This window comes from Paraburkholderia sp. C35 (genome assembly GCF_003121405.1).
Lineage (GTDB): Bacteria > Pseudomonadota > Gammaproteobacteria > Burkholderiales > Burkholderiaceae > Paraburkholderia.
Genome location: NZ_QBUY01000062.1, coordinates 27,627 through 48,880, shown reverse-complemented (window position 1 = coordinate 48,880; position 21,254 = coordinate 27,627). Strand labels below are relative to the sequence as shown.

Here is a 21,254-nt window from a genome sequence, read left to right as displayed (position 1 = left end):
GTGTTGTCGATGTCGCCCTGTGTGGATACCGTCAGCCCGTTGTCGCCATACAGCGTGCCGTTGCGGTTGACGACGCCTGAATCCGCGCGAACCTGTACAGCCTGTTGTGCGCTGAGCGTGCCGCCGCTGTTATCGAGCCTCGCGCCAGCAACGTTCAGAGCCCCATTCGTCTGCACCTTGCCGCCGACGTTCGACAGCGCGCCCGAAGCCTTGACCTTGAGCATGCCCGCGCCCGCGTGCTGGAGCGTGCCGCTGTCATTGGTAATCGTGTTCGCCGAAACCGTCAGGCTGTTTGCGTTCGACGCAATCGTGCCGCCCGTGCTGTCGAGCGCGCCGCTCGCGCTGATGGTCTGGTCACTCGCGCCGTATTGCCTGAGTTTGCCGTTGCGGTTGACGAGGTCGCCTGACGACGTGACGGCAAGCGCATCGCCGTCGATACTGCCGTTCGTGTTGTCGACGGACGCACCAGACACGGTCGTCGCCGCGCCTGACAGTGTGCCGCCTGCGTTACTGAGTGCGCCCGTTGCTGTTGCATTCAATGCGCCGCCTGCCGTGACGGAGCCGCTATTGGTCACATTCCCCGCGCGCAGCACCGCATCACGCAGCGCGTTCACCTTGCCTTGATTCGTGAAGGTGGCCGCGCTCAACTGGACATTGCCATTGCCGCCAATCGTGCCGCCGACACCATTCAGCAGCGTGCCCGTCACGCCGAGGTTCAGGCCGTCGCCGTTAAGGGACAGGATCTGTCCGCCCGTGTTGTCGAGTGACGCAGCGTTGACAGTCGAAGCGCCCGCCGACTGGATCACACCCTGACGGTTTGCGAGCGTGCCGCCCGTAGTGAGGCTGCCCGTCGAACCGGAAACGATCTGTCCGCCCGCGTTCGAGACGTTCGCCGCCGATGCCTGAATGGAACCGCCCGACAGCTTGCCGCCGTCGCTGGTCAGCGTACCCGTTGCGCTGGCGGTGAGCGTGCCGCCCGCCGTGGTCGTCGCGTTCGACAGGTTCAGGTCGCTGCTGCTGGATAGCGTCAGCGCGCCGTTCGCCGATGTGTTGCTGCCGGCGAGATTGACGCCCGCACCCCGGATGGTCGTATTGCCGCCACCCTGGTTGCGGCCCGTCGCCGTGATTGCGCCGCTAGCGGTCACCGCGAGGTCGCCGGAACCGGCAATCGTGCCGTCACCGTTCACGCCTGCGCCGAGCGTCCCCGTCGATGCGACGCTGCCCGCGCTGATCGTCGTGTTCTGCTGCGCGGCAAGCGTGCCGCTGTTGGTGAGCGTGCCCGACGTGTTCGTGCTGACGCCTTGCTGCGCGTAGGTCGTGCCGCTGTTGTCGATGCCATCGCGCGCGCTCGCCGTAATGTTCCCGCTTGCGTTGGTCCGACCGGCGAGCACCAGCTTGCCCTGTGTCGTCAGGATCAGGTCGCCGGCCTGTGCTGCCAGCACGCCCTTGCTGGACACGCCGACGCCGTTCTCTGTGCCGACGAGCACGATGCGATTCGCATACATGCCGCCCAGATTGCTCACGTCAATCGATACACCAGGCGCAGCGCCGCTGCCCGCTATCGGTGTGGCGGCAAGCGTGTTGTAGTCGACGGCGTTCGCACCCGTTACGACGTTGAGGTCTTTTGCATAGATCGCGGCATTCGCCTGCACCGCACGCGCCAGCAAATCAACCTGGTCAAGATCTGATGCATTGAACCCCGCACCCTGCACGGTGATATTGCCGCCCGTTACGTTAAAGCCCGAAAGCGAACCATCGCCCGCGAAGTTCGGCGTACCGGTCGTGAGCGTGGCGCGTGACGTATTGATGAAGCCGCCACCATCGACCATCAAGCCATTCGGATTGGCGATAACGACCTGCGCGCGCTGGCCCGCGACTTCGAGATAGCCGCGCAACTGCGACGGCGAATTGCTGTTGACCTGATTGACGATCACGCGTGCCGCATCGTTCGGCCCGAAGTTCGGATTGCCGTTGATGTATCCAGCCTGCTGCGTATTAACGATATTCGGCGAGTTATTGAGGATCGCGCCGTTCTTCTGAATATCGAACTGGTTGTAGGTGTTCATCGACACACCCGAACCAGCAGGCTTATTGATGTTGACCTGAGGGATACCGTTCTGCGTCGTGACCACGCCAGGCGCGTGTGAGCCGCCCGGTACGATCTGCGCGCCCGCCATGAGCGGCGAGAGGGCAAGCAGGGCAGAGAGCGCAAGCTGGCGCAGCGATGCACCTATCTCCTGTGTTCCCGATGCGCGCCCCGTTGCGCGCGTCTCTCCTGCTTTACCTGCTGCTGTTGCGGTTTCCTCGACGGCCACGAGCATACCGCGCAACCGGCTGAACACGAGCCGGTAAGTCTTCTGATTCATTTTGTTCGTGTTGCTTATTATTGAACCGATAAACCTATCGCGAAATACCCTCAAAAACTGTTGATAACTGTCAAGTCACATGCAGAAACAACAGATCGCGCAAATTCAGTGGCGTCTGATTGTGCGGCAAGGAAAATCTGGTGGAGGCTTTTTGCTGACGATCGCTCATTTGACCGCTGAGCAATCAGAAGGTGCCGCGAGCTTCGGCGTAAGCGCATCAGCAGCGTCATCCGATGTCGTCCCCACAAGCGTTACCAGCACGTGCAAACGTTCGGGGATTTGCCGCCTGTCCGCATCGAGAACCTGTACCAACTGATTGTTGCTATGCTCTGTTACGCTGAGAGCGAAGACTAAGAGCTAAAAACTCAGGAAACTTGATGACCAAAACAATTCCGGAAAAATCGTCATTACTTGATCTGCTGGGCAAACTCGCGGCCCTTGCTTCCTCCGGGATTGTTATCGCATCCCTTTCGTACGATTGGGGATTTTTCCACGCGATCAATCTATCGTTCTCGGATCTACCAACTTCAGTAACGGATCACATCAGAAGTGCCTTAGACTGGGCACCACAACTGACGGGAGCCGCTGCGGTTTATCTAGTTTTGGATTTGCTGACGCGACGCATCGAGGGCGGAAGGACGGAAGGACGGAAGCCGAAATTGTTGCATCTTCGCCGAATCCGACGAAATTGAAGCGATTTCGCGATTCACCGAAATACGGTCTCTTATTTATCGCGGTTGCATCGCTGTTGGGTTACGTTTTTCTTGGCGATCGATTTCTTGAATCCATAAGGCTAATTTCAATCTTCGCTTGGGTGATTTTCATCGTATGGGTCATGAATCATCCCCGCGTGCGCGCGCAATTCTCAGATAGCACATGGTTCGTAATTTATTTCGTACCGGGCATCGTCATCTTCTTCTGGGTAACCGGGCGGATAGATGCCCTCAAGCTTTATGAAGCGCCTGCCGCAGCGAGGATTATCTACATAGGAAGCCCATCAACTGTAGCAAATGCATCAATCATTCGTTATCTCGACAAGGGAATTCTTGTCAAGGATTCAAGCGGCGTAATCGTATTCCGTCAATGGTCCACAATTGATCGTATTGAGACTTCATCGAAGCTCAAGATCAACTCAGGTGTCATCTGCGCATGGACTGCTAGAACATGTATTGAGCCCCCTGTCACCGATACAAAAACCGAACCGGCGCACGCCGCCGACAAATCAGCCCCAGTGCCTGCTGTAGTTGCCGGATCAGCGCCGAAAAGTGCGCCTGGTTTGATGCGGAGTAAGTGACACTCCGCGTTCCGTCGCGATGCGGCTCTGTTCTTCGATGGTCGGCGAACCCCGCACACCGACAGCCATTTCGCGAACGTGGCTGTGCGTTCCTCGGCCGATGCGATCGGGTCGCCTTCGCGCGTGAGCCGGTACTCGTCGATTTCGTCACAGAGTACGACGCGTACCGGGCGGCGTGCGAGGTCGTCCGGCGAACCCGCAGCCGCGAGCGCGAGAAAGCGGCTCGAAAAGGATTTGAACAGGATCGTCTCGTCGGCGTTGCGCATTCGCCGCGTGCCAATCAGATCGCGCAGCACGGGCGTTACCCGCATCATCGGCGCAATCCGTTGCTTCGAAAACCGTCCGGTGGCGTCTTCCTTCAGTTGAGGCAACAACATCGGGCAAGGAACCGCGAATCACCCGAACAGCTAATTTGCTCTTCGCAATCGCGCCCTCAACGCTTATGCTTCAGTCATCAATGAACGGCATTTGGCCCAGCGCGACATGTTGACGGCAAAAAGAACGATTGACGGAATAAACAATATGCCTTTCAGGCTCAGAAGGAAGACGCCCCGTTCGAGTGTCCGACATGTGCCACACAGGTCGTATTGCGCAAGGGGCTTATCAAGGTTCACCACTTCGCTCACAAACCGCCAATTACCTGCCATCGGGGACAAGGCGAGACAGCCGAGCACATGCGTTGCAAGCTTGAGATTTTCAACGCGCTAAGCCAAGCCGCGAACGTGAGCGAGGTCGAACTTGAAAGGGATTTAGGCGGCTCCATCGCCGACGTGTATGCGGTCATTCGTGGCGTGCCAGTCGCGGTTGAGGTACAGCGAAGCAAACTCAGCGTGCACGAAATCACCCGTCGCACACTCGCCTATAACCAGCGTGGCGTGCATGTGTTGTGGAGCGCGCTGCCGCGTGACGATCTACGCAAAAGCCGAATCAGCCCGAACGCGTGGGAAAAATGGTGCCATGCGGCTTACTACGGGAAGGTGTACTACTGGCGTGCTGGTGCTGAGTTTGAGGCATTCCACTTCGGCGACTATCAGCTACACGTTCCAGAAAGTTCGTGGTACGAGTCGGGCGGCTTCTTGCACTCGGTTGGCGGCTATGACCGGCGATCAAAACGTTGGCGCACGCCAAAGCTTCGCGGCACCTTCAATCTCGCAACGGATTTTTCACCCAAGTCGCGCGACCTGTATGCGAAGGGTTCCGTTCATGTGCCCGCGTGTCGAATCTATATGGCCGAGTGAGTCGATCGCACTTGTCCGCGTTCACGCCAATCATACGGACAGCTTTGCAATGTTTTAGCTAGAACAAGCTCGCGAGTCTTCGTGTCCGCATCGCGTTCGTCCTTTGGAAGTACCTTTTGCGCAGCGAGCGGGATGCCCCCCTGCCGCGCCTGAACACAACTCGGCATTTGCCGGCCAAAAAACTAGCGGACCAGCCGGTTTTTGCATTCGCGCAGCAACGCGCGGAGTTCGCGAAGTTCGGCCAGCCTGCGCGCGGACCTCGCGCCGTGCCGCTGTGCATTGCTGGCGGATGCCACCTTGCCAGCTTCAGTTCGCGGCCCCGTTGAGCTTTCCCACGGTTTCCAGCGTTGTATCGCATCGGCCTGTTTCGCCCGTTCCTCCGCCGTCCAGTGTCGTGCCATGATGGTCTGTTAATAGTTCGTTTGCAGTGTTCGCGGATTTCTCCGCGCGCGCGTGGGCATCGGGCTGCGCGCCGACGCTGTCCGCTTGGTTGTTCACCTGTTGCGGCCCGTTCGCAATGTTCGCCTGTTTTACAAAGGCCACCGGGCGAGGATGCTTCAGTTCCGCCAGCGCTTCCACAGTCGCGCGGCTCTGTGCCTGCGCCTTCAGGGCAAGCGCTAGATACGTCTGAAACTGATTCAGGTATTCGCTGTAGGTCGCCTTGCGGGCGAGGTGGTTAAAGATCATGTCGAGCGTGCTCGCCTGCGTCATGAGCATCAATTCGAGGCCGTGCATGTCGCCTTGCTTTACGGCTTGCGCCGCCATGCGAAGTTCGGCCATGTACGCAGTCAGATCGGTATCCGCGCCGAAAGCCGCTTCGCTGTACTTGCGGCCCGTTACCGCGCCGCGTGCAAGCGGGCTGGCCGCAAGCATCGCGTCGCGCTTCACGTCGTCAACATAGCGCGGGTCGGTGATTTCCAGCGTGTCCGGTGTGCCTTTCGCTGCTGGTGGCTTTGCCGCCCGTTTCCCTCTCTGTTTTGCTGCCTTGGCTGCTTGCCTGGTTGCCATCTCCACGTCCCTCATAACGCCACGAACGCGCCGCCAGCAACGCCGCCGCTTCGATCCCGGCATGGCGCTCGATCAGCCTCGCAGTGAAGTATTCGACATTCCCCGGCAGATCAGCAGGCGGGCCGTTACGGGCGCGGTCCATCGTCTCGGCGAAGCGCTCGGGTGTCCACGCTTCGGCCTGTGCGAGCGCGTCAACCTTGTCGAACAGTTCGCCTCTCATTCGCTGCACATCGATCGGAGACAGGTACGGCCCCCAAGGCAGATACGCGCCGCCATCGGTGGGCGGTTTGACGCTTTGCCGCAACTCCACCAGATACGCCAGTACCTCAGACTTGCGCGCCGCAAGCTCCGGCTTGATGGCCACGACTCCGCGCGCCGGTCCTTCGATACCGATCCGTTCGCCGTCGATCCAGACAGACACTCCCAAGGCGGCGGCGCGCTTCATGATATCGACGGCGTTCATACCCAATCCGTCACTCGGTCATCGTCGTCCAGTGGTGCGGCTTGCGTCGAGGATTTCCCCGAAGATTCAAACTCGCTACCGCTGAAATCTTCGGCGGAACGGTCTAAAGGAGGAGACTGCAAACCCGCGCCACTAGCGAAGATTTCACGCTCCCCCGAAGATTTCACGTTAGAGAGTTCGGAAATCTTCGTGAGATCTTCGCAGCCTGAAATCTTCGGCAACGTCCATCTCCAGCCGCCCTTCATGCCCGACTTCTCTTTTCTGACCCCAAGCTCATGCGCGGCCCGAAACATGGTTGACCAGCTATAGCCCGCGCCATCGGCATCCTTTTTGATGCGGTGCGCGTCCATCGGACCATCTGCCAGCAGACCGGCCAGAAACTCGCGCGCCTCGTCGCGTAGCGTCCGGCGTTCGTCGTCGTCCTGTTCGACTTCGCCCAGAATTTCGCGCGCCGTGCCCTCGATGCGTTCGCCCCAGATAACGGCGTTCGTGCGGATACCGGCCTGAACCTCGACCCGCTACAGCGCGTAGGCAAAGCCGCCATCGTCGGGCGCAATGTTGGACTTGGCGCGGGCTAGTATGCGGCGCTCCGCGCCTTCCTCCTTGACCGTGACCAGCACCATGCGCGCAAGCGCGCCGAACGCCTGAGAGCCGATGACGCGCTCGACCGGCGCATTGCCTTTGGAGCCCTTCGAAAAGTGCGAGATACCGATCACCGCGCAGCCGTGACGCGCCGCCAGGTCAACCAGCGGTTGCAGATCGCGGCGCACGTCGTTGGCGCGGTGCGCGTCGCCCCCTACAGCGCTGAGGATCGGATCGACAATCAGCAAACGAACAGCGCCCATTGCGGCCATGCGCTCACCCAGCAATGGCATGTCCCGCGCCGGATCGAATGGCATCAGTTCGCCGTCCGCCTTCGCAACGTTACACACGAAATGCACCCGGTTCAGGTCTGTGCCGCCCGCCATCAGGCGCGGCACCAGCGTATCGGCTGGATCGTCTTCGCTACTCCATATCAGCACCTGGCCGGGGTGCGCGCACGCCGTCCCGTCCGGCCACTGTCCGCCGCGCGTGACCGTCGCGGCAAGCGAAAGCGCCAGCGTGGTTTTGCCGGTTCCCGCCGCCCCGGCCAGCACGGTCAGCTTGCCAACCGGCAACCAGTCCGGCCACAGCCACAGGACGGGCTGCGGCTTCACGTCTGCCGCGCACTGAAGCAGGACTGCCGCCTGTCCGGCTTGGTCGCCGCCGGTAGCGCGGTGGCTCTCCGGCGTCTCTATGGGCCGCGCGGTCGCCTTCTGCGCGCCCTGGACGGCGCTCTGGCGACCTCGTTCCATCTGTTCGCGGCGCGCTTCGCTGAACTCGATCAGTTCCGCAGCGCGCACGAGATCGGCTTCTTTATCGCGCTCGCTTCTCATAGCATCCCCTTGTGCGAGCGATGGATCAGCGCCTCCCAGAGCGAGCCGCGCGCATGTTCCTCAATCCATTCGCGATGCTCGCGCCATTCATCCCGCGTCATGCAGCGCTCGCAGCGGGCCAGTTCCTTTTCTATGAGCCGTTCAAAGCGGTCGAGAAGCCCTTCGGCCTTGCGGCGGGTCGTGGCACTCACAACGTGCACGGACGGGGAATCGCATTTTGTACCTGTGGCTGCCGACCTCCTTGGGATTTGCCGCGCGGCAAGATGGCGAGCTTCCGCGTAGGACGGAAGCTCGCCGCGCCAGCGCGCCCAGAATTCGGCGCGCGCCGCCGCCAGCGCTTCGGCGTCGTCAGGCGTCGCGCTGCTGCCCGGTTCACGCGCTGCCACGGCGGGCACCCTTCGGCGGTTGCTGCATGCGGGTCGCGTCGATCTGTTGCTGGACCCATGCGATGATTTCGGCTTCGATCCATCGCACGGCGGCGGAGCCGATGCGGACAGGGTGCGGAAATGCGCCGCGCGCGATGCGCTCGTAAAGCGCGGAGCGCTCAAGACCGGTTATCGCGGATACGCGGCGGCGCGGGATCAGGATGGGGATTGTGTCGGCCATGTCGTTACCTTCTTGGGAAAGGCGCGCGCTGGAATAGCGCGGCATGGCCTCCATTCAAGCGGAATGCTTAGAGAAATACACCGCAATTGCGGCGTGCCGTACCGCAATTGCGGTGGCACGCGAAGCGAACACTTCAAGATGCGTCAAGACTCCGGTTCGCAGCCGCGAATCGCTCTTGTAGGGTGCGCTGTGAAATACCCGGTTTAGACGGGAATGCTTCCAGCAACGCTTGTATGACAGCAGCCTGGCTCTCGTAGGATGCACCCGCAAGGTCTTGAACCTGAGACGGTATCAGCAGGCGCAGCAGACCAGCAACTATATTGAGATAGGTGGTCTCCGAACGCTCACCCGGCGGAGCACTCTTGAGCTGTGCGCTCATACGATCGACCATGCCTTTGAGCGAATTGCACTCGGCTTCGATGCGCGCCTTCTCCTCTCCGAGTTCCCTAATACGTTCATTAGCGCGGATCAGCTTCTGCTCTTTCCCGTCGTGTGCGGCTTTGATCGCCTGATATACCTCCTGCGTAATGGCGGCATGAACGCCACGCTCTACGTTATCAAAGAGGAATACGGGGCGCTCGCTAGGCGCAATGGACTTCGCCCATTCTTTCAGATGCTGGCCGTACACATGCCGACGCTCATAAGCGACATGCTCACCGCTTACCGGACGCCCATCTTCCCTGCATGAGAGCAACTCTCCGCCGTCAATTGCCGCATGAATGGCACGAATGCGCGGCTCCAGACACTTCAGGTACGGATGGCGCAAGGTTGCGCGCGCCAGCACATTTCCCTGGCCAACAGGGGCTGCACGACGCAACTCCTCTTCGACTTCATCGGGTGAGACACCGCACCACAGCGCTGCGGCAACCGCGACCGGATACACCGAGAAGCACGCCTGCACCGTTGCACACGAATCATTTTCCCAAGCTTTCATCACGCGTTCCTCCACGCAAAGAACCTGTAGTAGTCCGCGATGACGAACGCCCGCCGGGATCTCCCCGACGGCTCGTCAATGGAACCGCCGACTACCGGGGGAAGCCTTGCCTGTAGTCCTTCTAAATGATTCTAGCGCGATGGCATTGTCCTGAACATTCCGGCGCACTGGCGGAGCGCTAATGCAGCTTCAATTGATGCCGCGAGATCGTGCTCGCTGATGGGCTAATTGATGGGCCAGAAAAAACAAAACCCCGTAAGCCATTGAAGCCACGGGGTTTTCATATTCATTCTGGCGGAGAGACGGGGATTCGAACCCCGGATAGGTTATTAACCTATACACGCTTTCCAGGCGTGCGACTTAACCCACTCATCCATCTCTCCGGCGGGGACGCGAATTATAGCAGACTCTGCCGCCCTTGCCACCTCCTCCTGATGGCCAACGCGTCAAGGATGCCGGATATAGTCCACCAGCGCCATCGTATAAGCATCCGGCTTGCGGTCCACGAGGCTTACCAGCACGGTCACCAGAAACCCCGCCGGCACACCGAACACGCCCGAGCTGATCGGCTCGATGCCAAACCATCTCGGCCCGACAAAGCCCGTCAGCTGCGTGAAAAACGGATACGTCGACACGATGTACCAGATGCACACCACCAGCCCCGCCACCATGCCCGCCACCGCACCGAGACGCGTGGTGCGCTTCCAGAACACGCCCAGCACCAGCACCGGAAACAGACTCGACGCCGCCAGCGAAAACGCCGCGCCCACCAGAAAGAGGATATTCCCCGTATTCAGCGACGCCACGTACGACGCAAACAGCGCCACGCCCAGCAGCAGAATCTTCGAAATCGTCACCCGCTTCTGGCTCGACGCGTTGGGATCGACCATGTGGTAATACACATCGTGCGACAGCGCATTGGCGATCGTCAGCAGCAGGCCGTCGGCGGTCGATAGCGCCGCCGCCAGCGCGCCCGCTGCGATCAGCCCCGACATCACGTAAGGCAGCCCCGCTATCTCGGGCGCGGCAAGCACCACCATATCCGGCTGCATCTGGATTTCGCTCCAGCGCACGATCCCATCGCCATTCACATCGGCGATGCTCAGCATGTAGGGCTCGACGCGCCGCCATTGCGTCACCCACTGCGGCAAATCGACAAAACGATGCCCCACGATATTCGACAGGATCTCGTACTTGATCAGCACCGCGAGCACCGGCACCGTCAGATAGAACAGCGCGACGAAGAACAGCGTCCAGCCGACCGAACGCCGCGCCGACGCCACAGAAGTCGTCGTGTTGTAGCGCGTGAGGATGTGCGGCAGGCTCGCCGTTCCGAGCGAAAGACACAGCAGCAGCGACAGAAAATTGCGCTGATGCAGCCGCCCGTCGGCCTCGTGCGCAGCGGGAAAGGGTGCGTGCATCGGCACGGGCGCAGGCGCGCGCTGCAGCGCCTCGGCGCGTTGCTGCGCCCAGACGATCTGCGCTGTCGCCGGGTCGCGCGGGAAGTCGTCGATGCGCCGCTGCAGTCCGGCGATCTCGCGCAGTGGTCCGTTATGCCGACGCAAATCGTCGAGTTGCGCCGTGAGCCGCCCTTTTTCGTCGAGATACGACTGCGGCAGGCTGTCGATCTGCGTCTGGATCAGCGCGGCGCGCATCCGGTAATCGTCGCGTACGGCCTGCTCCGTCGGTGCATCGCGCACCGTGCGCTCGAGCGACTCGACGCGCTCCATCAGGCGCCCGTAGTTCAGTTGCGGCACCCAGCCCAGACCGTCCTTGTGCGCAATCATCGACACAGGAATCAGGAACGCCACGATCAGGATGATGTACTGCGCAACCTGCGTCCACGTCACCGCGCGCATGCCGCCGAGAAACGAGCACACCAGAATGCCCGCCAGCCCGCAGAAAATCCCGATCGCAAAGTCGACGCCGATAAAGCGCGTCGCGATCAGTCCGACGCCCTGAATCTGCGCGACGAGATACACGAACGAGCACAGGATCGCCGACAAGGCCGCGAGGCCGCGCACCGCGTTGCTCGAAAAGCGCGTGCCGAGAAAATCGGGAATCGTGTAGCGCGCGAGCTTGCGCACATACGGCGCGAGCAGGAACGCGACGAGGCAATAGCCGCCCGTCCAGCCCATCATGTACGAGAGGCCGTCGTAGCCCGTCGCGTACACGGTGCCGGCGAGACCGATGAACGAAGCCGCCGACAGCCAGTCGGCTGCCGTCGCCATGCCGTTGAACGCGGACGGCACGCGCCGCCCCGCCACGTAGTATTCGACCAGATCGGAAGTGCGCGACAACAGTCCGATCACGGCATACACGGCGATCGGCACGAACAGGAACACATAGCCGATCCACATGCCGGGACCGCTGACGGCCTCGATGCGCCACAACAGATAGATGAAGCCAAAAAAGCCGAGCGTATAGAGCGAATACGAACGGACCAGCCGATGCGCGAGCTTCATCGGTCGGCAGCGCGCACGGCGGAATCGTCAGCTGCGCTGGCTTCGAGTGCGCGCAGCAGCACGGCGTCAGCGCGCTGCATCAGCACGATATACACGGCAATCAGCGCGAGGTACGCGAGGATCGCACCTTGCGCGCCCATGTAGAACGGCAGGCTGAAGCCCGCGAAACGCACCTGTTCGATATGTCGCGCGATCAGCGGCACGATGAACGACACGAAAAAACCGATCAGCATCAGCACGACGATCAGGCCGACGTTGCAGCGCCAATAGCGCGCGTGCGCACGCGCCATCGCCGCCGTCACGGGCGGCGGTTCGGGCACGGGATTGATCGTGTTCTGTGGAGTGAGGTGTCGCGCGGCCATGCGCCTGTTTATCAAAAACATGTTGCATCGGCAATCGGGGTTGTCCGCGCAACGATTGTCGTGAACACGGCGCGCAAGAAAAACGGCGCAACCGGGAAGGATGCGCCGTCTGGTTCTGTTACGGCTTTATGCTGCTGTCACTGCGGCTAGTGCCGCGCTTGCCGCTACGCGCTGGATCAACGCGACTCGCCGAGCTGATCGAGAATCGCCGGATTCTCCAGCGTCGACACGTCCTGCGTGATCTCCTCGCCCTTCGCGAGCGAGCGCAGCAGGCGGCGCATGATCTTGCCCGAACGCGTCTTCGGCAGGTTGTCGCCGAAGCGGATGTCCTTCGGTTTCGCAATCGGGCCGATTTCCTTGCCGACCCAGTTACGCAGATCGGCTGCGATCTTCGCGGCTTCCTCGCCTTCGGGACGCGAGCGCTTCAACACCACGAACGCGCACACGGCTTCGCCCGTCGTATCGTCGGGACGGCCGACCACGGCCGCTTCCGCCACCAGCGGATTGGCCACCAGCGCCGACTCGATTTCCATCGTACCGAGACGGTGACCCGACACGTTCAGCACGTCATCGATACGGCCCATGATCGTGAAGTAGCCGGTGTCCTTGTCGCGCACCGTGCCGTCGCCTGCCAGATACAGCGTGCCGCCGAGTTCTTCGGGGAAATAGCTCTTCTTGAAGCGCTCCGGGTCGCCCCAGATCGCGCGGATCATCGACGGCCACGGACGCTTGATGACGAGAATGCCGCCCTGCCCGTTCGGCACGTCCTGACCCGTTTCATCGACGACCGCGGCCATGATGCCCGGCAGCGGCAGCGTGCACGAACCCGGCACGAGCGGCGTTGCGCCCGGCAGCGGCGTGATCATGTGGCCGCCCGTTTCCGTCTGCCACCATGTATCGACGATCGGGCAGCGCGAGCCGCCCACGTTCTCGTAGTACCACACCCATGCTTCGGGATTGATCGGCTCACCGACCGTGCCGATGATGCGCAACGTTGACAGGTCATAGCTCTTCGGATGCACCTTCGCGTCGGCTTCGGCTGCCTTGATCAGCGAACGGATCGCCGTCGGCGCCGTGTAGAACACGGTGACCTTGTGCTTCGCGATCATGTCCCAGAAGCGGCCCGCGTTCGGATACGTCGGCACGCCTTCGAACACGACCTGCGTGCCGCCGAGCGCGAGCGGACCGTACGTGATGTAGCTATGGCCCGTCACCCAGCCGATGTCGGCCGTACACCAGAAGACATCCGTGGGCTTCCAGTCGAAGGTCCACTTCATGGTTTGCGCGGCCCACAGCAGATAGCCGCCCGTGCTGTGCTGCACGCCCTTCGGCTTGCCCGTCGAACCCGACGTATAGAGGATGAAAAGCGGATGCTCGGCGCTCACCCACTCGGGCGCGCATTCATCCGATTCGTTCGCGGTGACCTCGTGCATCCACAGATCGCGCGTGTCGTCCCAGCCGACCTTGCCGCCCGTGCGCTGATACACGATCACGCTCTTCACGGCTTCGCAGCCGCCCATCGCGAGCGCTTCGTCGGCGATGTTCTTCAACGGCAGCGCCTTGCCGCCGCGCATCTGTTCATCCGACGTGATCAGCGCGACCGCGCCGACATCGACCAGACGCTCATTCAACGACTTCGACGAGAAGCCGCCGAACACGACCGAATGCGTTGCGCCGATACGCGCGCAAGCCTGCATCGCCACGATGCCTTCAATCGACATCGGCATGTAGATGACGACGCGATCGCCCTTCTTGATGCCACGCTTCTTGAGTGCGTTCGCGAAGCGCGACACGCGTTGCAGCATGTCCTTGTACGTGACGTTGGTGACGGTGCCGTCGTCGGCTTCGAAGATGATCGCAACGCGATCGCCGTTGCCCGCTTCGACATGCCGGTCGATGCTGTTGTACGACGCGTTCAGTTCGCCGTCTTCGTACCACTTGTAGAAAGGCGCATTCGATTCGTCGAGCACCTTCGTGAAGGGCTTCTTCCAGCTGAGCGTCTCGCGCGCCAGCCTGCCCCAGAAGCCTTCGTAATCGCGCTCGGCTTCGGCGACGAGCGCCTTGTACGCATCCATGCCGGACACAGTCGCCTGCGCCGTCACTTCGGCGGAAGGCGGAAATACGCGGCGTTCTTGAAGAACCGATTCAATCGCAGACATCGACTACCCCTTGGTGAAGATGAAACGTCAATCCTTGCCGGCGGGCTCGCGATGCGTGCCGGCCTTTACGGGCGCAACGCGTCGCTACCTACGTCATACCGGTCGTCGTGGCACCGCGTGTGTCAGTGACGGGCGGCGTGTCTCCCACCCTCGTGCCCATCGACGACATGCATCGACGCGCACATAGCGATTCAGCGCATGACGGCCACGATATCGCAATATGGAGCGCGCAACGTGCCTTCATCAGCTTCGATCGCTTCCCACGATAAGCGTTGCAACTTACCGCGTACTTACGTGCCACGCGAGCGTCTGCCAGGCAAAACACCAGGCGCTGCGGCGCTGCAAGCGGATCGCAAGGCTTGCTTTGCACCGTTGTTAGCACCCTTTTACAATGCTAACTGAACTAGCCGCATGGATTCCAGTTGAACCGCTATTCCCTGTTCCTCATTGCCGCGATGCTGCTCGTCGGCAGCAACGTCGGTATCGGCAAATCGATTGTCGCCTTCGTTCCCGTCCCGCTGTTCGCCCTGCTGCGCTTCGTGATCGCGATGGCCGTGCTGTGGCCGCTGCTGCGCGTGAGCAAACTGCGCCGCGTGAAACGTGGCGAATGGCTCAATCTGTTCCTACAGGCGCTGTTCGGCACATTCGGGTTTACGCTGCTCATGCTCAACGGCGTGCACCGGACCAGCGCCGTCGCGGCGGGCGTCATCACCAGCACGATTCCCGCCGTGGTCGCGCTGTTCTCGTGGATCTTCCTCAAGGAAAAGCCGGATGGCCGCGCGCTGGCGTCGATTGCGCTGGCGATCGCCGGCGTGGTGGTGATCAATCTGGCCCATGCCGGCGCCGCGCCGGGTGCCGCGAACGAAAGTTCGTTCGCGGGCAATCTGATGGTGCTCGGCGCCGTGTGCTGCGAATCGCTGTATGTGATTCTGTCGCGCCGCCTCACGCAGACGCTCGCGCCTATCGATATCTGCGCGTACACGCACCTGTTCGGCCTGCTGCTGATGTTGCCGCTCGGCGTGTCGTCGATGTTTGCGTTCAGCTACGCGAGCGTGCCCGTCAGCATCTGGGCACTCGTGCTGTGGTATGGGCTGTCGGCGAGCATCTTCTCGTTCTGGCTGTGGATGAAGGGTATTCGCCATGTGCCGGGCAGTCTCGCGGGCGTGTTCAGCGCGGTGCTGCCCGTGGCGGCTGCCGTCTACGGCATTGTCTTCCTCGACGAACGGCCTACATTGGCGCATGGCGTCGCGCTCGCCTGCGTGATCGCGGGCATTGCGCTCGCCAGCCTGAAGGCGCGGCGCGTACCGCCTGTCGCTTCGTAGCGGGATCATGCGCCGTACGCGACGTCACTGGTGCCGCTAAACGGCCGCCTGCGTGCTTCGACATGGCTGTCACGCTTCCCGCTGTACAATACGGCGCCCAGCGCGCCTTGCCGGCCGGTTTTATCACCGTGCCGCCGACCGTCGGTTGTTCGCTTTTCGCGTGATCCGCCGTCGTCGCAGCGAGCGCGCCCGTGCACGCCGTACGCAACACTACGATCCGTCATCACGAAGCGCCAACACCAAGCCGAACGCCCCATGATCGCTCCGCGCCCCACTCCGCCTGGCCGTCCGCGCCGCATGCGCCTGCTGCCCTCCGTGATCTTCATGAGCCGCTGGCTGCAGGTGCCGCTCTATCTGGGCCTGATCGTCGCGCAAGGCGTCTACGTCGTGCTGTTCGCCAAGGAAGTCTGGCACCTCGTCACGCACGCGATGACGCTCGACGAAACCAACATCATGCTGGTCGTGCTCAGCCTGATCGACGTGGTGATGATCTCGAACCTGCTGATCATGGTGATTGTCGGCGGGTATGAAACCTTCGTGTCGCGCCTCGGCCTGGAAGGCCACCCCGACGAGCCAGAATGGCTTGACCACGTGAACGCGGGCGTGCTGAAGGTGAAGCTGTCGATGGCGCTGATCGGCATCTCGTCGATTCATCTGCTGAAGACCTTCATCGACCCGGACAAGCACTCGCAGCAAGCCATCATGTGGCAGGTGATCATCCACGTGACGTTCCTCGTGTCGGCGCTGGTGATGGCGCTGGTCGACCGCTTGACCACGCATACGCACCCGGCGCATTTCCACGAGCCTGCCGCGCACGGCAAAAACACAACGATTTCCAACTCCCCTGAAGGCGTCTGACCGGCCGCATCGTCACGCGACCGCGAAAACGAACGCCACACTGCCCCACTGAGCCTAGCTATGACCGTCATCAAACAGGAAGACCTGATCCAGAGTATTGCGGACTCGCTGCAGTACATCAGCTACTACCATCCGCTCGATTACATCGAAGCGCTTGGCCGTGCGTACGAGCTCGAAGAGAGCCCGGCTGCAAAGGACGCGATCGCGCAGATCCTGACCAACAGCCGCATGTGCGCGGAAGGCAAGCGCCCGATCTGCCAGGACACGGGCATCGTCACGGTGTTCGTGAAGGTCGGCATGGACGTGCGCTGGGACGGTGCAACCATGGGCGTCACCGACATGATCAACGAAGGCGTGCGCCGCGGTTATCTGAACCCGGACAACGTGCTGCGCGCGTCGATCGTGAGTCCGCCCGAAGGTGGCCGCAAGAACACGAAGGACAACACGCCGGCCGTGATCCACTACGAGATCGTGCCGGGCGACAAGGTCGACGTGCAGGTCGCGGCCAAGGGCGGCGGCTCGGAGAACAAGTCGAAGTTCGCGATGCTGAACCCGTCGGATTCGATCGTCGACTGGATTCTCAAGACCGTGCCGACGATGGGCGCAGGCTGGTGCCCGCCCGGCATGCTGGGCATCGGTATCGGCGGCACGGCTGAAAAGGCGATGGTCATGGCGAAGGAATCGCTGATGGATCCGATCGACATTCAGGACGGGATCGCACGCGGCCCGAAGGACTGGATCGAAGAACTGCGCGGCGAACTGCACGAGAAGGTCAATGCGCTCGGTATCGGCGCGCAAGGTCTGGGCGGTCTGGCTACCGTGCTCGACGTGAAGATCATGGCAGCACCGACGCACGCTGCGTCGAAGCCGATCGCGATCATCCCGAACTCCGCGGCGACGCGCCACGCGCACTTCACACTGGACGGCACGGGCGTCGCCAAGCTCACGCCGCCGCCGCTCGACGCATGGCCCAAGGTGCAGTGGGAACCGGACACCGAGAAGAGCAAGCGCGTCGATCTGAACACGCTGACGCCGGAAGAAGTCGCTTCGTGGACGCCGGGCCAGACGCTGCTGCTGTCGGGCAAGATGTTGACGGGCCGCGACGCCGCGCACAAGCGCATCGCCGACATGCTCGCCAAGGGCGAAAAGCTGCCCGTCGATTTCACCAACCGCGTGATCTATTACGTCGGCCCGGTCGACCCGGTGCGTGACGAAGCCGTCGGCCCGGCAGGCCCGACCACGGCGACGCGCATGGACAAGTTCACGGAAACGATGCTCTCGCAAACCGGTTTGATCTCGATGATCGGCAAGGCCGAGCGCGGCCCCGTCGCCATCGAGGCGATCAAGAAGCACAAGGCGGCGTATCTGATGGCCGTGGGCGGCGCGGCGTATCTGGTGTCGAAGGCGATCCGCAGCGCGAAGGTGCTGGCGTTCGAAGACCTCGGCATGGAAGCCATCTACGAATTCGACGTGCAGGATATGCCGGTGACGGTCGCCGTCGATTCGAACGGCACCTCGGTGCACCAGACGGGACCGAAGGAATGGCAGGCCAGGATCGGTAAGATTCCCGTCGCAACTGTTTGACGATTTTCTTTGTTTTACCGAAGCCGGGACGTTATAGTCCCGGCTTTTTTATTGTTCACGCAAAATACAAATTAAATTGCGTGAATGATTCTCAACAACCATATTCGTCCTTGGCTTTTCGTTTTCAGACGTTTATTGTTGTTGAAAAACCAGCTCTTGAAGAGGAAACGTCATGCAAGGCGACAAAAAAGTCATCGAATATCTGAACGCCCAGTTGAAGAACGAACTTACTGCGATCAACCAGTATTTTCTGCACGCGCGGATGTACAAGCACTGGGGTCTGGAAAAGCTCGGCAAGCATGAGTACGACGAATCCATCGGGGAAATGAAGCACGCCGACATGCTGATCGAACGCATTTTTATGCTCGACGGCCTGCCGAATCTGCAGGATCTGCACAAGCTGTTCATCGGCGAAGAAACCAAAGAGATTCTCGAGTGTGATCTGAAGCTCGAATACATCTCGCAAGGCACCTGCAAAGAAGCAATCGCTTATTGCGAATCGGTGCGCGATTTCATCTCGCGTGAAATCTTCACGACGATTCTCGACGACACGGAAGAGCATATCGACTGGCTGGAAACGCAGATCGACCTGATCGACAAGATCGGCATCCAGAACTACCAGCAGTCGGCGATGGGCTCGCAAGAATAAGACAACACGTCAGCTGGGTGCGTCCCCACTCCTGCTACACTTCTGCGGTCCGATCCGCGCAGCGTTCGATTACAGGCGCTGCGCGGATTTTCATATATGGCTTCCGTTGAAACCATGACCGCTTTGTCCCCCGCCGCTGTGAACTCTGCTTCGCTCCCACTGCTCGATCCGCGCGCGCCCGTCGGAATTTTCGATTCGGGTCTGGGCGGTTTGTCGGTGTTGCGTGCCGTGCGTGCGCAATTGCCGGACGAAGCGCTCGTGTACGTCGCGGATTCGCTCTATGCGCCCTATGGCGAGCGCGACGATGATTTCATCGCCGACCGCACGCTTGCTATCGGCGAATGGCTGGTCGCGCAGGGCGCAAAGGCGCTGGTCGTGGCGTGCAATACGGCGACGGCGCAATCCATCGCTCTGGTGCGCGAGAAACTGCCGATTCAGCTGATCGGTGTCGAGCCGGGCGTAAAACCGGCGGCGCAACAGTCGAAAACGCGCGTCGCAGGCGTGCTCGCCACGCGGGTGACGCTGCGCAGCGCCCGCTTTCAGGACCTGCTCGAACGCTACGCCAGCGATTGCCGTTTTCTGTGCCAACCCGGTCTCGGCCTCGTGGAAGCCGTCGAACGCTGCGACATCGGCTCGGCTGAATTGCGCGCGCTGCTGCAAAGCTACCTCCAGCCGATGCTCGACGCGGGCGCCGATACGCTCGTGCTCGGCTGCACGCACTACCCTTTCCTCGACGCGGCGATCCGCGACATCGTCGGCGACCGGCTGGCGTTGATCGATACGAGTATTGCGATCGCGCGCCAGCTGGAACGCGTGCTCGATCAGCAAGGCCTGCGCTCGCCAGCACGCGATGCCTCGCCGCAACCCCGCTTCTGCTCGACCAGCGACGGCGCGCATCTCAAGCAACTCGCCGCGACGCTGCTCGACATCGACGCGCCCGTCGAGCGCGTCCACATCCCGTCGCGCCGCACGCTGACGCCGGATTCTCACGCAGCCTGACGCAGATCAAATGGCTGCATCAGCAGGCCGGTTCTACGCGTGCATTCTGTATGAAGATTGACTCAGGGTCGGCACGACGAACGCGCTGACCCTAAATCCCCCTTCTGTTCGCCATCTCGCCGCCATAGGCGAAACCCTTCTAACAAGCTGGTTTTGTTACAAAAATTTGCACGGGAGGCTTGCCAAACCGACCAAACAAAATGATAATAATTCGCATTAACGTTAGCTATCGCGAGCTGTCATGATTGTCTGCGTGTGCAAGTCAGTATCCGACCGGAAGATCCGTGCATCCATTGCCGAAGGTAATGTCACGTTCGACGAACTTCAATTCGAACTCGGCGTCGCCATGTGCTGCGGCAAGTGCGAGGAGTCCGTGCGGGACGTCATGGCGCAAAGCGGCGTCTGTGCGAGCCGTTGCGGCGTCGAGCATCACACGCAAGCTGTGCCGCTGACTTTCTACGAACGCAAGGCAGCCTGAAGCCGGCTTTCCGGGTCTTCACCCGTCCGCTTCGCGTTTTCAACGTAGTGCATCGAAAAGCGCGCCATCACCGGGCGCTGCAGTTTTTCGTTTCCGCCGTCAGCAAGCCAGTTGGACACCAGCCAGCGACGCCATTCTTCGAGGAGTTCGAGATGGAATTGCTGATCGGTTTTCTGACCACTGTCTGTATTTCGCTGCTGATATTCCGAACATGACGCTGTTTTGCATGACGTGCTGCATCGCCGGCGCGCCGCCACGCTAACCATGCAGGCCACGCCTACTCTCCCAACCGGTCTCGCGCCGGACGCTTCCGCCCGAATCAACCCGCGTATCGCCACGGTGACGGGTATCGTCATCGGACTTCACGTCATCGCGCGCGCTATTGCGTTCACGGTGCGCACGGTCCCGCCGTTGCCGATCGAAACGCCGCGCACGATCACGGCCGAACTGCTGCCGCCGCCGGCGCCAGCCGCTGCGCCCGTCGCGATCGACTCGGCTCCGCCGCCGCCGAAGCCCGTGCCCGTGCAGAAGGTCAAGCCGAAGGTGCAGCCGCGCCCGACGCCGAAGCCTACGCCCGCGCCGATGCCTGTCGCCCAGGCGCCGTCGCAGCACGAGATCAGCGCGCCCGTCGATCCCGCTCCGCCCGCGCCACCGGCTCCGGCAGCGCCTGCCGCACCGGCAGCGCCGGTCGCAAAACCGGTGATGTCGATCACGGCGCCCAAAGACGCGTCACATTTGAGCTGCAACATCGTCGAACCGACCTATCCGGCGATGTCGCGCCGGCGCGGCGAAACGGGACGCGCGATCGTCCAGTTCATTCTGTCGGCGTCGGGCCGGATCGAGAACGTCGAACTGAAAAAGAGCAGTGGCTCCGATCGCCTCGATCAGGCCGCGCTGGATGCCATTCGCTCCAGCTCGTGCAAGCCCTATCTGGTAGACGGCGAAGCGGTCCGCGTGCCCGCCGTCCAGCCTTTCGATTTCAGCCTGAACAACTGATCGGACTGATCACGCTGATCGCTCAGCCGACCCGCATTTCAAAGAAAAAAGGAATTGC

21 protein-coding genes, 1 tRNA gene and 2 pseudogenes are annotated in these 21,254 nt (G+C 61.5%); 9 read left to right on the top strand and 15 right to left on the bottom strand.

Annotated features, from left to right (window positions below; translation table 11 throughout):
* A partial coding sequence (locus DK391_RS28600) for a filamentous hemagglutinin N-terminal domain-containing protein (protein ID WP_162600931.1) occupies positions 1-2,366 on the bottom strand: 2,366 nt, incomplete at its 3' end.
* 377 nt (positions 2,367-2,743) lie between these two features.
* Here DK391_RS28600 and DK391_RS44445 point away from each other — a divergent pair.
* On the top strand, positions 2,744-3,058 hold the full coding sequence (locus tag DK391_RS44445) for a hypothetical protein (RefSeq protein ID WP_162600930.1): 315 nt from the start codon (positions 2,744-2,746) through the stop codon (positions 3,056-3,058).
* Positions 3,059-3,547: 489 nt separating this feature from the next.
* Here the strand turns inward: DK391_RS44445 and gpW are convergent, their stop codons facing one another.
* Together gpW and DK391_RS45415 are read right to left on the bottom strand one after the other, a co-directional pair.
* Positions 3,548-3,811, bottom strand: a complete 264-nt coding sequence (gene gpW, locus DK391_RS45420; RefSeq protein ID WP_239482985.1) for a gpW family head-tail joining protein — start codon at positions 3,809-3,811, stop codon at positions 3,548-3,550.
* Positions 3,741-4,037, bottom strand: a pseudogene (locus DK391_RS45415) (phage terminase large subunit family protein); the annotation flags it as partial. The pseudogene DK391_RS45415 and the gene gpW, both read right to left, overlap by 71 nt.
* A 186-nt stretch (positions 4,038-4,223) precedes the next feature.
* On the opposite strand from DK391_RS45415, the pseudogene DK391_RS28585 reads away from it, so the two are divergent.
* Positions 4,224-4,898: pseudogene (locus tag DK391_RS28585) on the top strand (competence protein CoiA family protein); the annotation flags it as partial.
* 306 nt (positions 4,899-5,204) lie between these two features.
* On the opposite strand, the gene DK391_RS28575 reads toward DK391_RS28585, so the two are convergent.
* The 11 genes from DK391_RS28575 to acs form a co-directional block, all read right to left on the bottom strand.
* Positions 5,205-5,906, bottom strand: a complete 702-nt coding sequence (locus DK391_RS28575; protein ID WP_239482984.1) for a hypothetical protein — start codon at positions 5,904-5,906, stop codon at positions 5,205-5,207.
* Positions 5,791-6,369 (bottom strand): hypothetical protein, encoded by a 579-nt coding sequence (locus DK391_RS28570; protein WP_204117456.1) that lies wholly within the window; start codon positions 6,367-6,369, stop codon positions 5,791-5,793. The genes DK391_RS28575 and DK391_RS28570 overlap by 116 nt, the downstream gene beginning before the upstream one ends.
* Positions 6,366-6,719, bottom strand: coding sequence for a hypothetical protein (locus tag DK391_RS45410; RefSeq protein WP_239482982.1), 354 nt, complete (start codon positions 6,717-6,719; stop codon positions 6,366-6,368). The genes DK391_RS28570 and DK391_RS45410 overlap by 4 nt, the downstream gene beginning before the upstream one ends.
* A 168-nt stretch (positions 6,720-6,887) precedes the next feature.
* Positions 6,888-7,784, bottom strand: coding sequence for an AAA family ATPase (locus DK391_RS45405; protein ID WP_239482981.1), 897 nt, complete (start codon positions 7,782-7,784; stop codon positions 6,888-6,890).
* Positions 7,781-8,170, bottom strand: coding sequence for a GIY-YIG nuclease family protein (locus tag DK391_RS28560; protein ID WP_162600929.1), 390 nt, complete (start codon positions 8,168-8,170; stop codon positions 7,781-7,783). The genes DK391_RS45405 and DK391_RS28560 overlap by 4 nt, the downstream gene beginning before the upstream one ends.
* The gene (locus DK391_RS28555) at positions 8,157-8,435 is read right to left on the bottom strand and encodes an AlpA family phage regulatory protein (RefSeq protein WP_239482980.1); all 279 of its coding nucleotides are present in this window, start codon (positions 8,433-8,435) and stop codon (positions 8,157-8,159) included. Before DK391_RS28555 ends, DK391_RS28560 begins: the two co-directional genes overlap by 14 nt.
* An 88-nt stretch (positions 8,436-8,523) precedes the next feature.
* On the bottom strand, positions 8,524-9,324 hold the full coding sequence (locus DK391_RS28550; RefSeq protein WP_109481367.1) for a hypothetical protein: 801 nt from the start codon (positions 9,322-9,324) through the stop codon (positions 8,524-8,526).
* A 292-nt stretch (positions 9,325-9,616) separates the two neighbouring features.
* Positions 9,617-9,707 (bottom strand) — tRNA-Ser (locus tag DK391_RS28545).
* A 63-nt stretch (positions 9,708-9,770) separates the two neighbouring features.
* Positions 9,771-11,789 carry a sodium:solute symporter family protein gene (locus DK391_RS28540; protein WP_109481366.1) on the bottom strand — a complete coding sequence of 673 codons (2,019 nt, stop codon included), beginning with the start codon at positions 11,787-11,789 and terminating at the stop codon, positions 9,771-9,773.
* Complete coding sequence (locus tag DK391_RS28535; protein WP_109481365.1) at positions 11,786-12,151, bottom strand: DUF4212 domain-containing protein; 366 nt, start codon at positions 12,149-12,151, stop codon at positions 11,786-11,788. Before DK391_RS28535 ends, DK391_RS28540 begins: the two co-directional genes overlap by 4 nt.
* A gap of 176 nt (positions 12,152-12,327) precedes the next feature.
* Positions 12,328-14,310, bottom strand: coding sequence for an acetate--CoA ligase (gene acs / locus DK391_RS28530; protein ID WP_109481364.1), 1,983 nt, complete (start codon positions 14,308-14,310; stop codon positions 12,328-12,330).
* A 422-nt stretch (positions 14,311-14,732) separates the two neighbouring features.
* Between acs and DK391_RS28525 the strand changes: the two genes are divergently transcribed.
* From DK391_RS28525 to DK391_RS28500, 6 genes are all read left to right on the top strand, one after another.
* Positions 14,733-15,632, top strand: coding sequence for a DMT family transporter (locus DK391_RS28525; RefSeq protein ID WP_109481363.1), 900 nt, complete (start codon positions 14,733-14,735; stop codon positions 15,630-15,632).
* 297 nt (positions 15,633-15,929) lie between these two features.
* Positions 15,930-16,490, top strand: coding sequence for a TIGR00645 family protein (locus tag DK391_RS28520; RefSeq protein ID WP_204117457.1), 561 nt, complete (start codon positions 15,930-15,932; stop codon positions 16,488-16,490).
* Between the two features lie 60 nt (positions 16,491-16,550).
* Positions 16,551-18,074, top strand: a complete 1,524-nt coding sequence (locus DK391_RS28515) for a fumarate hydratase (protein WP_109481361.1) — start codon at positions 16,551-16,553, stop codon at positions 18,072-18,074.
* A gap of 172 nt (positions 18,075-18,246) precedes the next feature.
* Complete coding sequence (gene bfr / locus DK391_RS28510) at positions 18,247-18,723, top strand: bacterioferritin (RefSeq protein ID WP_109481360.1); 477 nt, start codon at positions 18,247-18,249, stop codon at positions 18,721-18,723.
* 114 nt (positions 18,724-18,837) lie between these two features.
* Positions 18,838-19,722 (top strand): glutamate racemase, encoded by an 885-nt coding sequence (gene murI / locus DK391_RS28505; protein WP_204117455.1) that lies wholly within the window; start codon positions 18,838-18,840, stop codon positions 19,720-19,722.
* A gap of 241 nt (positions 19,723-19,963) precedes the next feature.
* Positions 19,964-20,200 (top strand): (2Fe-2S)-binding protein, encoded by a 237-nt coding sequence (locus DK391_RS28500; protein ID WP_109481358.1) that lies wholly within the window; start codon positions 19,964-19,966, stop codon positions 20,198-20,200.
* On the opposite strand, the gene DK391_RS28495 is transcribed toward DK391_RS28500, so the two are convergent.
* Positions 20,179-20,475 (bottom strand): hypothetical protein, encoded by a 297-nt coding sequence (locus DK391_RS28495; RefSeq protein WP_162600928.1) that lies wholly within the window; start codon positions 20,473-20,475, stop codon positions 20,179-20,181. The two genes, DK391_RS28500 and DK391_RS28495, sit on opposite strands and share 22 nt — an antisense overlap.
* Between DK391_RS28495 and DK391_RS28490 the strand changes: the two genes are divergently transcribed.
* Positions 20,465-21,196 (top strand): energy transducer TonB, encoded by a 732-nt coding sequence (locus DK391_RS28490; protein WP_109481356.1) that lies wholly within the window; start codon positions 20,465-20,467, stop codon positions 21,194-21,196. The genes DK391_RS28495 and DK391_RS28490 overlap by 11 nt on opposite strands.
* Positions 21,197-21,254 lie beyond the last annotated feature (58 nt).

Excerpts from the sequence above, each read along its gene's own strand:
- DK391_RS44445 (WP_162600930.1), top strand. The coding sequence starts at position 2,744 with ATGACCAAAACAATTCCGGAAAAATCGTCATTACTTGATCTGCTGGGC.
- DK391_RS28575 (WP_239482984.1), bottom strand. The coding sequence starts at position 5,906 with ATGGCAACCAGGCAAGCAGCCAAGGCAGCAAAACAGAGAGGGAAACGG.
- DK391_RS28570 (WP_204117456.1), bottom strand. The coding sequence starts at position 6,369 with ATGAACGCCGTCGATATCATGAAGCGCGCCGCCGCCTTGGGAGTGTCT.
- DK391_RS45410 (WP_239482982.1), bottom strand. The coding sequence starts at position 6,719 with ATGGACGCGCACCGCATCAAAAAGGATGCCGATGGCGCGGGCTATAGC.
- DK391_RS45405 (WP_239482981.1), bottom strand. The coding sequence starts at position 7,784 with ATGAGAAGCGAGCGCGATAAAGAAGCCGATCTCGTGCGCGCTGCGGAA.
- DK391_RS28555 (WP_239482980.1), bottom strand. The coding sequence starts at position 8,435 with ATGCCGCGCTATTCCAGCGCGCGCCTTTCCCAAGAAGGTAACGACATG.
- DK391_RS28550 (WP_109481367.1), bottom strand. The coding sequence starts at position 9,324 with ATGAAAGCTTGGGAAAATGATTCGTGTGCAACGGTGCAGGCGTGCTTC.
- DK391_RS28540 (WP_109481366.1), bottom strand. The coding sequence starts at position 11,789 with ATGAAGCTCGCGCATCGGCTGGTCCGTTCGTATTCGCTCTATACGCTC.
- DK391_RS28535 (WP_109481365.1), bottom strand. The coding sequence starts at position 12,151 with ATGGCCGCGCGACACCTCACTCCACAGAACACGATCAATCCCGTGCCC.
- acs (WP_109481364.1), bottom strand. The coding sequence starts at position 14,310 with ATGTCTGCGATTGAATCGGTTCTTCAAGAACGCCGCGTATTTCCGCCT.
- DK391_RS28520 (WP_204117457.1), top strand. The coding sequence starts at position 15,930 with ATGCGCCTGCTGCCCTCCGTGATCTTCATGAGCCGCTGGCTGCAGGTG.
- DK391_RS28515 (WP_109481361.1), top strand. The coding sequence starts at position 16,551 with ATGACCGTCATCAAACAGGAAGACCTGATCCAGAGTATTGCGGACTCG.
- bfr (WP_109481360.1), top strand. The coding sequence starts at position 18,247 with ATGCAAGGCGACAAAAAAGTCATCGAATATCTGAACGCCCAGTTGAAG.
- murI (WP_204117455.1), top strand. The coding sequence starts at position 18,838 with ATGACCGCTTTGTCCCCCGCCGCTGTGAACTCTGCTTCGCTCCCACTG.
- DK391_RS28500 (WP_109481358.1), top strand. The coding sequence starts at position 19,964 with ATGATTGTCTGCGTGTGCAAGTCAGTATCCGACCGGAAGATCCGTGCA.
- DK391_RS28490 (WP_109481356.1), top strand. The coding sequence starts at position 20,465 with ATGCAGGCCACGCCTACTCTCCCAACCGGTCTCGCGCCGGACGCTTCC.